The sequence below is a fragment of the Candidatus Caldatribacterium sp. genome, from assembly GCA_014359405.1.
GTDB classification, from domain to species: domain Bacteria; phylum Atribacterota; class Atribacteria; order Atribacterales; family Caldatribacteriaceae; genus Caldatribacterium; species Caldatribacterium oleiphilum.
In genome coordinates, this window is record JACIZN010000194.1 from 1 (window position 1) to 1,716 (window position 1,716).

Consider the following 1,716-nt stretch of genomic DNA (forward strand, 5'->3'; position numbering starts at 1 on the left):
CTCATAAAGGTCGCTCTGGGCATCAAGAAGATCAAGAAGGGTGATGACGCCAGCCTCAAAACGAGCCTGCTGGATGCTCAGGTTTTCCCGGGCGACAGCGACGTTCTTCTCGGCGATTGGGACATTCCTCTCGGCCGCAAGAAGTTCAGAAAACCTCTGCCGCACCTCAAGCACCACCGACTCCTTGATATCCGCAAGCTCGGCTTCGGCAATGGCGAGGTTGATTTTGGCTTTCTCCCGCTCAAGAGGAGGCGTGTAGGAGGTCACAACCTCGAGCTCTTTCTTCCGGAGAGCAAGGGCCTCCTCTTTCTCCTTCACCTCGGGGCGGTGCTCCAAGGCGTACTGGATGCAAAAGTCAAGATCAAAGGCTTCAGGAGCAAACTCAAGGCTTGAGGAAAGGGCAAACTGCGCTTCAAGGCCCCTGCCAAGGATGCTTCCTAAGTTCATCCGGGAAAGGGTGAGGTTGTCCTCTGCCTTTTCGACTTCAAGGCGAGCTCGCTCAACCTCGAGCTCATTCCGAAGAACGTCGATTTTCGCTACCACGCCAAGGGAGAATTTTGCCCGCACATCCTCAAGCTGCTTCTCTAAGCGCGAGAGGTTCTCTTTGGCAAGACTTAAAGCCCGCTCTGCCTTGAGGACGTTGTAGTAGGCCTCCTCAATCCGAAGCGCAAGGTCCATCCGTGTCAGGGCGAAACTCCTCTGAGCACTCCGCCAGGTATTCTCAAGTTGGAGCTCCGAAACCACCGAAGGGTTCAAAAGGAGGTTCGCCTTCCCCTCACGGTAGGCCACCTCTTGAGCCCGAAGGGTGAGCTCGGCAAGGCGAACGGTTCGGCTCTCCTCAAGGCCAAGAGTAATGGCCTCCTTGAGGGACAGGGAAGGGAGTTTTTCCTCCTCCCCAAAAGCGCAAAACCCTGTAAGGACCACAAGAAGAACCGCAAGTACCCAAAATCCCCTGAGCATACTATCCCTCCTTTACTCGTACCGGAGCGCAGTAATGGGATCAAGGCGGCTTGCTCGTCGGGCCGGGTATATCCCAAAAAAGAGCCCCACCGCCAGAGATACCGAAAGGGCCAAGGCCAAAACCTGAGGCGAGAGGACGAAGGAGAACTGGGAGAAAGACGCCATGCTCTTCCCTGCAAGGACTCCAAGAACCACCCCCACGCCACCACCAACAAGGCTCAAAAGCGAGGACTCAAGGAGGAACTGGAGGAGAATGTCCCGGGGCTTGGCTCCGATGGCCTTGCGAAGGCCAATCTCCCGAGTTCTTTCGGCCACCGACACGAGCATGATGTTCATGATGCCAATACCTCCAACAAGGAGAGAAATCCCGGCGATAATAGCAAGAAAGAGGGTAATGGACCCCGTGACGCTCTCGACGGTTTCTAAAATATCCTGCTGGTTGAGGATTGAGAACTTCTCAGGGTCTCCGATTTTCCTCGTAAAGAAGTCCGAAAGCCACGTGGAGACGAGAGGGATGTTCTCTTTGGTATCCACCTGGACGATGATGTTCCGGAGGTAGCGGTTCCCGGTGAGGTAACGCACGTGGGTCGTCAGGGGAACAAAGACCTGGTTCCCCAGGTCCTGGCCTCCGGCGGTTTTCGGCTCAAGCACCCCTATAATGGTGAAAATCGCTCGCCCAATGCGTATCTTCTGTCCCACTGAAGCTTCAGGATTCCCAAAAAGGTCCTGGGCCACCGTGTGCCCCAAAACGGCAAC

2 protein-coding genes are annotated in these 1,716 nt (G+C 55.5%); both read right to left on the reverse strand.

All coding sequences use genetic code 11. The features are described from left to right. Window positions 1-960, reverse strand: a 960-nt coding sequence (locus tag H5U36_10330) for a TolC family protein (protein MBC7218502.1), incomplete at its 3' end; no start/stop codon positions are given. Window positions 961-972: 12 nt separating this feature from the next. Next, window positions 973-1,716, reverse strand: a 744-nt coding sequence (locus H5U36_10335; GenBank protein MBC7218503.1) for an FtsX-like permease family protein, incomplete at its 5' end; no start/stop codon positions are given.